Here is a 7,459-nt window from a genome sequence, read left to right as displayed (position 1 = left end):
TTCAGCGTGATCAGAAAATACTCTCAAAGCAATAGACCTCTTGCAAAAATCAAAAATCTTCCTTTAGGTGAGGAGTCAGGAGCCAGTAGTCAGTAGTCAGGAGAATTAAGAATGAGCATTAATCAATTAAATGCTCTATTTAGATATTTTATACAATTTTATGCCTATTTTTCTCATTTTTGAACTATCAAAAATTAATTATAGCAGTTTTCATCAGAATGAGGCATGGGCAAGGGGCTTAAGCCCCTTGTCGGCAAAACTTGTCGATACCTCAGTAACGTGAAAAGTGCTATATGCAAGAACTCTAATCAAGCTAATTAGAGCAATTGCTGATAGGATTTTAAGGGAATACCTGTACGGTTTCTCACTTCGATGGCCGAACGATAGACACCGTTTTTTTCTCTTTCGGCGACAATTTTATCGGCCAGGGAAAAGTCAAGACCGAGATTGACTAATTCCTCAACAGAGTGGTAATTTAAACAACGCCAAGAAACGTCAACTTCTTGGCGAATATCGTAGGCAAAGATAATCAAAGGTTCCAATTTTTTGAGATAATTTTCCGGTAAACCAGCCAGGAAGTGTAATTCTTCTAAATGGGTAAAAATATGTCCTTCATTACGGACAGAAACGATATCATTGGCATAGACAATCGGCAACCCTAATTTATAAACCAGATCGTTGGTGGAACAGCTGTTAATATCAATTTTTTCGAGAGGAGAGGATGACTGTCTGGAATCGGTTCTATTTGCCGAAGCTATTGGATGGGAATTAAGCTGTTGACGGATGTATAAACCCAGACCGATTTGGGCAAACCAAATGACGAGAAAAGACTCTTGTGTAAGGAAAATAAGGGAGATAATTGTCAGGGCAATGCCGACAGATAACCAACTTTGGTTATTGTTTTTTTTGCCAGCATTAGCAATGGCAAGTCCCCCGAAAACTGGGACTAAAGACAGCCAGATCCACTCGGAAGATTCGGGAGGGCGAGGAGAGAGATTAGACATATTTTTTAAAGAGAATCTAAATATTTTCTGCGTTTTTCTTCGTATTCTTCAGCAGTAATAATTCCCTGATCGTAAAGTTTTTTAAGCTGGAGTAAAGTAGCGGTTTTTTGCTGGCCTGATTCCGGCAGTCCTCGCTCTGTATTGCTGGGGAGATAGTTAGGATTGTATTTAGCATCAAAAGCTTGATCTGACATGATGATTAAACCAATAAATTCAAAAAAAGCAATGATGCCAGGGATAAAAGTCCAGAAGAAAAGTAGATAGAGAACACCTGCCAAATTCTCCCCTAGATAAAACTTATGGATGCCAAGATAACCAAGAAAAAAGGCTAGTAAAGCCGCTATAGTTCTATTTCTCATAATTTTTGAGATTTCCCTAATTTAGCCAAAAGAAAGTATAAAACCACGATGCCTGTCTGTAATTCCAAGAGAGTAATATAACCCTTAACTAGATAATTTAATTCTAGGGAGGAATTAAAGGCAAAAACTAGCACACCCAAGACTAAAAAAGGCAGTAAACGCCAGCCAGACTTGGGTATTTTTACTCCCGTACTGTTAACCTGATTCATGGGCTAATTCTCTAGGTTGGTCTTTTTCGGTGATAGTCGCAAAATCGGGCTTTGTCAAGGGGTGGTTTGATTAACTTTTAGCATCTCAATGAGAATATTATGGGCATCCTTGGCTGATTCTAGGGTGCGCTCAAAAGGGATTCTAATTGTTTGACTCTCCCCTAATTTTTCTACGGCTAAATCCATGCCTTGGGGATCGATGGAGAGCATTTGAGCAGTTTCTGCATCGGTAATATTACCGTAAACTTGAGCGTAGAAAAGCACGGCATCACCGTGATCTTTGTTCATGTGTTTACAGATGCGATCGCTAATGGCGGGAGTGATAGTTTCAGACATAATATTCCCGAAAAAAATCGATAATAAGGTGGGGACGGATAAAAGCCAGTTCTAAATCGAGGCCAATGGGGGGGATATTAGTTAGGGTAGCTTAATTAATCGCTAATTGCCAGATAATTTGGGCGTGGGCATGGCAGACATCAATAATAAGTTTAATATTATTTTCTTGACAAAAATCCTTAATTGTGCATCGATCTAATTGTCCCACTGAAGGTCAATCGGGGTAGAGAGTAAAGTCCGGGGCTGCCCGCGCATTTAATACTAAATCCGTTGAGTATAGGCTACATATCAGGATAGGCAAGAGGCAAGAGGCAAAAGGAGGAATAGATAATCAGTCTTTAATAACTGGATTTAGTATAAATTGCCTGTTGAGATGAGACAAGAGCCAACAGTAAACGGATTGGGAGAGATTCAGCTAATCGGATAGGCGATTAAAATACCTCTTAGCTTAAAACCCCACACCCTGCCACCACCGAAAAGCTTTTTCAGCAAACCCTATATATTTTATCGTTCACAACCGACAACAGAAGCGGTGTAGGTATTACCGATGTGCTGAATACCATTGACAAAAAGATTGACTAGAAAAGGTTGATCATTTGCCCGTACTGTGGCAGTAATTGTTAAGGGTTTATCGGGTTCGATTCGTACTCCATTAGTATTAAAAAATTCCTCGTTAGTTTGATCGCTATACTTGAGAAACAGCCGGATATCAAAGGAGGCAGCCCGGGGAACAGAAACCGTAACGATAAACCTCTGAAAACTTCTACCCCCCGGAACTGCCCAATCGGTATTCCAATTATTACGAGTTATGGTGACACCGAAAGGACCTGGAATAGTGGGTTGCGAGACGGTTTTGGTAATGTCACTACCTTCACCCCCTAATAAAGACAGTGGCCGACAATTTTGCGCCGCTGCCGGTAGATGTGAGCTTAATAATACCGCCGATAGACTCAATAACCCAGTGATAGAGGTTAATTTCATCATTGATTTTGTCTCCAATTAATAGAACCTATCCAAAAATTATAGATGATCATGACGGTAAAAAAAGGCGATTTAACTTAATTGAGGTAAATTACCAGAAAAATGCCGATCATCAACCTTAATTTTCAAAAACGGGTTTAAAATTGATTCATAATTTCCATATAAATATGTTCTAACTGTATCGTCTGACGGGCGAGAGAATCAATATTAATGCCATCGAATGCCTGAATAATCTCGCTTAATTCTAGATGTTCATGTAACCAAAAAACTAAATCTTTTCCGTAAAATTTGGGAGTAAATCCTAATTGTTTACCTCGATTTATTGCCGCTTCTTGATCCTGGGTATCCATGATAATAATTTCTTTCGCAGGAATATACTGACGCAGCTGATTTAAATTACCTTCGGCAATAATACGACCTTGTTTTAAAATCCCGATACGTTGACAGAGACGCTGTGCTTCATCGAGGAGATGGGTAGTTAATAAAATTGTCATTCCCTGGCGCCGTAATTCTCCAATTAAATCCCAAATTTCATAACGAGATTCGATGTCTAAACCGGTGGTTGGTTCATCGAGAATTAATAATTTTGGCTGATGAACAATAGCCACGGCAATATTCATCCGGCGCTGCATTCCACCGCTTAAAGTTTCCACCGGACTACGGGCGCGATCAAGCAAATTTACTGCGGATAAACTGGTTTTAATCCGATGACGACGCTGGTGGCGATCGAGTCCATAAATCTGAGCAAAAAAGTTGAGATTTTCCTCACAAGTAAGGGATTTGTACAACAAATTTTCTTGCGGGGCAACCCCAATTAATTCTTTAGTAACTCTGGAAATTGGCAAATAATTAAAGGTAATTTCTCCCGATGAGGGTTTTAATAAATTACAAATTAAGTTAATAGTGGTGGTTTTTCCCGCACCATTGGGACCGAGTAAACCGTAAATTTCCCCCGCTTCAATATGAAAGTTTAATTGATCTAATACTAAGCGTCTTCCGTAATTTTTTTTGACATTATTAATAGTCAGCATTTTTAATAAAGTAACAAGGATAGTCAGGAGTCAGGAGTCAGGATTAGGGAGTGGAAGATATGGGAAGACAAATTAATGAATACTCTTGCCTTTTCTAACTGATAACTGATAACTGATAACTGATCACTGATCACTGATTTACAGTCGGCGTTCAAGGTTTAACATTTGTCGATAGGTAAGCCAACCACCTGCTACCATAGCTAGAGCAAAAAGACAGAGAAAGCGAAAATGAGAGCTAATATCTTGTAGATTTTCGCCCTTTGCCCAAACAGCAATTAAAGCTTCATTCATGTGGTAGATCGGGTTATATTTAGCCAGAGATAGAATATTGTCGGGGAATAAAGCAGTTGGGAGAAAAACGCCGCCTAAAATTAATAAAGGAACCCCAAAAGTTCCCACCAAAGCATTAACATCTTCTGTTCTTTTCGCCAGTTGAGTACCGAGGATAAATCCTAAACCCACATAGGCGGTGATACTAAGGAAAATAATTAATAATTCTAGAGGAATTGAGCCTTTAAAAGTGGCTCCATACTGTTTAGCAATAGAATAAACTAAAACTGTCTGACAGGCGGCAATCGCACAATGGGCGAGAAAAATGCCGATGAAATAGGAAACACCGCTTAAAGGCGATAAAAATAACCGTTTAATCGTTTGTTGTTCCCTTTCTGCCACTACCGTCGCCACGGTTCCCCCCAAACAACTAAAGAAAAGTGCCGCCCCGACGAGGGTGGGAGGAGTGGCCAGAGCCATCGCCTCGGCAAGCTCAATTTTGCCTTTTTCTGCCATAATATAGCCATTTAAGAGCAGGACAAGGATCGGGAAAATGCCCCAGAGGATTAAGCTACGCCCGCGCCGGATTAATTCCACTAAAATTCGTTGAGCGATCGCTAAAATTTCCTGCCAATATTTCATAGAATGTTAGTGTAATTGTTTCTCCCTGTAGAGAAATAAGTTTTTCTACTTTGTGACTTAGGGTTATTGTAAGTGTTCCAGAGCTTGATCGGCGCGCAATCTTACCACTATTTCCGCTTCGGTCTCCCGAATCTGTCCTAAAAGTTCCCGAATCGCCCCGCGAAATGCCGCCGCCGCAGTTCCTAACCCCTCTAATCCGACGATCGCCGCATATCTAACCACCCACTCTGGATCCCCTTGCGAAAGTTTCTCCAGTGCCTTAAAAACTGCCTTCTGAGCCTCAAAAACCCGACTTTCCTCCAAATCAGACCAAATTATATTTCCTAAGCCCCTAGCCGCCCCTCGCCGCACGCTAAAGGAAAAATCACTCACCGCCGCCTCAAGCAATAAGTCCAATCCTCGCACATCGCCAATTCCCGCTAGGGCCCGGGTTGCCCAAGCTCTCGCCCCATAATTATAACCGTCTAGGTTGGCCAGTAAATAGGGAACCGCCGCTTTGCCGATGGCGATTAAACCATCCACGGCTGCCACGGAGGCACCGGGGTTATTATATCTCAGGACATCGGTGAGGGTGGGTATTGCCGCTTCACTTTTGGCGGCGGCTAAGTTTTCCACGGCGGTTAGTAACCCATTGGCTGAGTCGGCTTTTTCGACGGCAATAATTAAAGTCTCAACGGTAGGAAGCATTGGTTATTAGTAGAAGGGATGAGGGGTGTAGGGGTTAGGGAGTGGGGTGTGGGGTGTGGAGAAGTGGGGAAGTGGGGAACTGGGGTGTGGGGTGTGGGGTGTGGGGTGTGGGGTGTGGGGTGTGGGGATAATAAATAAAATAATCTCCTGCCTCCCGACTCCTGACTCCTGACGACCGGCTACTGACTGCTAACTCCTATCTCCTAACCCCACCAACAAACTTTTAAAGATAATTTTATCGCCAAACTTTTTTCTGTAAAATTTGACTAATTTCTTGGGGAAAAGGACAATCATCGGGAAAGTTAAAGGATTGATAATTGGGGTTATCTCGCAAGCTTTTTAAAGCCGTGGCATAGCAATCTAAAAATACTTGCTCCCAGTAGGGTTTTAAACTAGGAGAATCGCTCAAAAATTCTTCTAGTTCCCGTTGACTGCGCCTAATAGTTTCTTGCCAACCTCGATAATCCTCAACGTAATCAGTATAGCAAAGTTTGAGGCAGTGTGTTGACTTCTGCCCAAACTTTCTATCGTTCCAGATCAGCAGCAGCGAGTAACCTTCGTTATTGTACCAAAGACTTCATACCGTCCGCTACACTGGGGGTGTTATGCTGTTTACTATGGTACTAGGGAACCTAAAATCCCATTTTGGGATTATTCTAAAATAGGTTTATCTTGGAATTGCCAACTCCTGTGCTCATTAAAGCACGATGAAATCTATTTTTAGCCCAGAGTACCATGTCTTTCGTCGATGCCTGATCGCCGCTCGTAAGGATGCGAATTTAACTCAAGCAGCCCTCGCTAAAGCCATCAAAAAGCCACAATCTTTCGTTGCCAAATACGAAAATGGTGAAAGAAGATTAGATGTGGTTGAGTTCCTTCTGGTTAGTCGTGTAATCGGTGTAGATCCTTGCGAAATTTTAAAGCAAGTTGAGCAAGCTTGTCAGTCCACATCTTGTGGGGAAGGGTTATGAATACAGAAGATGTTATTAGCCTGGCATCGCAATATCTAAATGATTTGTCTGGACATAGATTTGACCTATTAGACATTGCTAGACTAATATCGGTTGCTGCAGCAGTTAATTTGGCCAAAGTAATTTCAAAGCTATCACCACTATTGGGAAATCTGATTGAATTTAACACTGTTGAGTTTTTGAATAAGCAGGAAATATTTGCGCCGTTTGGTGAATGGAAAAGGCAATATCCAGGATTTCCTGATACTGTCTTCATGGGTAGCATCCAGCCTACCCCAGGATTAGAAATAAAAGCATGGTTCCCATTAGCTACTGAAATAACAGCCCGTTTCAAAGATAGTCAAAATCATTTTCAGTTTGATCAAACCTACGTTTCTCTAATAGCTTGGCTGCCGGAAGCGGTAATTTATGGCAAACCCAAGATTCTAGATGTATGCGTTTTCTCTGGCTTTTCAGTGGCTAAAGCGAGAGATGATCATTATCATAATCCTCCTGATTACCTTGTTCTAGAACCCGAAGATACAAGCCAAAGGAGAGCAAATTTGCAACAAACAAATACTAATGGATACAAATTTCAAGGAACGGACGAAGAACTATTTCAAGCTGAAGAAATAGTTAATTCTTGGGGAAATGATGGAAGGCTTTATAAGCCGACACAAGAGTATCAAATGCTCTTGCGGGAACTGATCACTCGCTTCAAATATAGATTAGACACTAATTTTGCCAAAATGGACAGGATTTTACATCCAGGAATTGAGGATTTTAAAAAGCGTGTTTATCGAACACAGTTCTCTGGAATGAAAGTTGGACAGTGGAACAGGCTTTTAGCTAGGGTTTGCTGAATAAATCTAAAAACCTTGTTGGGTAAGACTTTTAGACTTTTTGTCAATCAAAAAGTACCGGGCATGGGAGTGATCAGGGGGAAAATTCCTGGACTTTTTCCCTGAAAATTAGGTAATTGGCCCCCTC

Annotated in this window: 10 protein-coding genes and 1 pseudogene; 2 read left to right on the top strand and 9 right to left on the bottom strand. The window is 41.3% G+C overall.

Annotated elements, in window-relative coordinates; translation table 11 throughout:
* Window positions 1-317 precede the first annotated feature (317 nt).
* The 9 genes and pseudogenes from O9295_RS13650 to O9295_RS13610 all read right to left on the bottom strand — a co-directional run.
* Window positions 318-1,004, bottom strand: a complete 687-nt coding sequence (locus O9295_RS13650) for a helix-hairpin-helix domain-containing protein (protein WP_288033335.1) — start codon at window positions 1,002-1,004, stop codon at window positions 318-320.
* A 5-nt stretch (window positions 1,005-1,009) separates the two neighbouring features.
* Window positions 1,010-1,363: an NINE protein gene (locus O9295_RS13645; RefSeq protein ID WP_079208556.1), complete on the bottom strand. Its 354-nt coding sequence runs from the start codon at window positions 1,361-1,363 to the stop codon at window positions 1,010-1,012.
* Window positions 1,360-1,572, bottom strand: a complete 213-nt coding sequence (locus O9295_RS13640; RefSeq protein ID WP_272080155.1) for a hypothetical protein — start codon at window positions 1,570-1,572, stop codon at window positions 1,360-1,362. The genes O9295_RS13645 and O9295_RS13640 overlap by 4 nt, the downstream gene beginning before the upstream one ends.
* A 54-nt stretch (window positions 1,573-1,626) precedes the next feature.
* Window positions 1,627-1,908, bottom strand: coding sequence for a DUF2470 domain-containing protein (locus tag O9295_RS13635; RefSeq protein WP_149988626.1), 282 nt, complete (start codon window positions 1,906-1,908; stop codon window positions 1,627-1,629).
* A gap of 504 nt (window positions 1,909-2,412) precedes the next feature.
* Window positions 2,413-2,892: a hypothetical protein gene (locus tag O9295_RS13630; protein WP_288033333.1), complete on the bottom strand. Its 480-nt coding sequence runs from the start codon at window positions 2,890-2,892 to the stop codon at window positions 2,413-2,415.
* 134 nt (window positions 2,893-3,026) lie between these two features.
* Window positions 3,027-3,920: an ABC transporter ATP-binding protein gene (locus O9295_RS13625; RefSeq protein ID WP_288033331.1), complete on the bottom strand. Its 894-nt coding sequence runs from the start codon at window positions 3,918-3,920 to the stop codon at window positions 3,027-3,029.
* Window positions 3,921-4,058: 138 nt separating this feature from the next.
* A complete protein-coding gene (locus O9295_RS13620; protein ID WP_002761938.1) occupies window positions 4,059-4,832 on the bottom strand; it encodes an ABC transporter permease in 774 nt (257 codons plus the stop codon).
* Window positions 4,833-4,895: 63 nt separating this feature from the next.
* Window positions 4,896-5,519: a C-phycocyanin alpha-cysteine-84 phycocyanobilin lyase subunit CpcF gene (gene cpcF, locus O9295_RS13615; RefSeq protein ID WP_288033329.1), complete on the bottom strand. Its 624-nt coding sequence runs from the start codon at window positions 5,517-5,519 to the stop codon at window positions 4,896-4,898.
* A gap of 235 nt (window positions 5,520-5,754) precedes the next feature.
* Window positions 5,755-6,018: pseudogene (locus tag O9295_RS13610) on the bottom strand (DUF29 family protein); the annotation flags it as partial.
* Between the two features lie 208 nt (window positions 6,019-6,226).
* Between O9295_RS13610 and O9295_RS13605 the strand changes: the two are divergent.
* Window positions 6,227-6,490, top strand: a complete 264-nt coding sequence (locus tag O9295_RS13605; RefSeq protein ID WP_002774832.1) for a helix-turn-helix domain-containing protein — start codon at window positions 6,227-6,229, stop codon at window positions 6,488-6,490.
* On the top strand, window positions 6,487-7,332 hold the full coding sequence (locus tag O9295_RS13600; RefSeq protein WP_288033327.1) for a hypothetical protein: 846 nt from the start codon (window positions 6,487-6,489) through the stop codon (window positions 7,330-7,332). Before O9295_RS13605 ends, O9295_RS13600 begins: the two co-directional genes overlap by 4 nt.
* Window positions 7,333-7,459 lie beyond the last annotated feature (127 nt).

Origin of the sequence: Microcystis sp. LE18-22.4A (genome assembly GCF_027531105.1) — a bacterium.
Classification (GTDB): domain Bacteria; phylum Cyanobacteriota; class Cyanobacteriia; order Cyanobacteriales; family Microcystaceae; genus Microcystis; species Microcystis aeruginosa.
The sequence above is the reverse complement of the archived record's forward strand: the minus strand, read 5'-3'. Positions and strand labels throughout refer to the sequence as shown.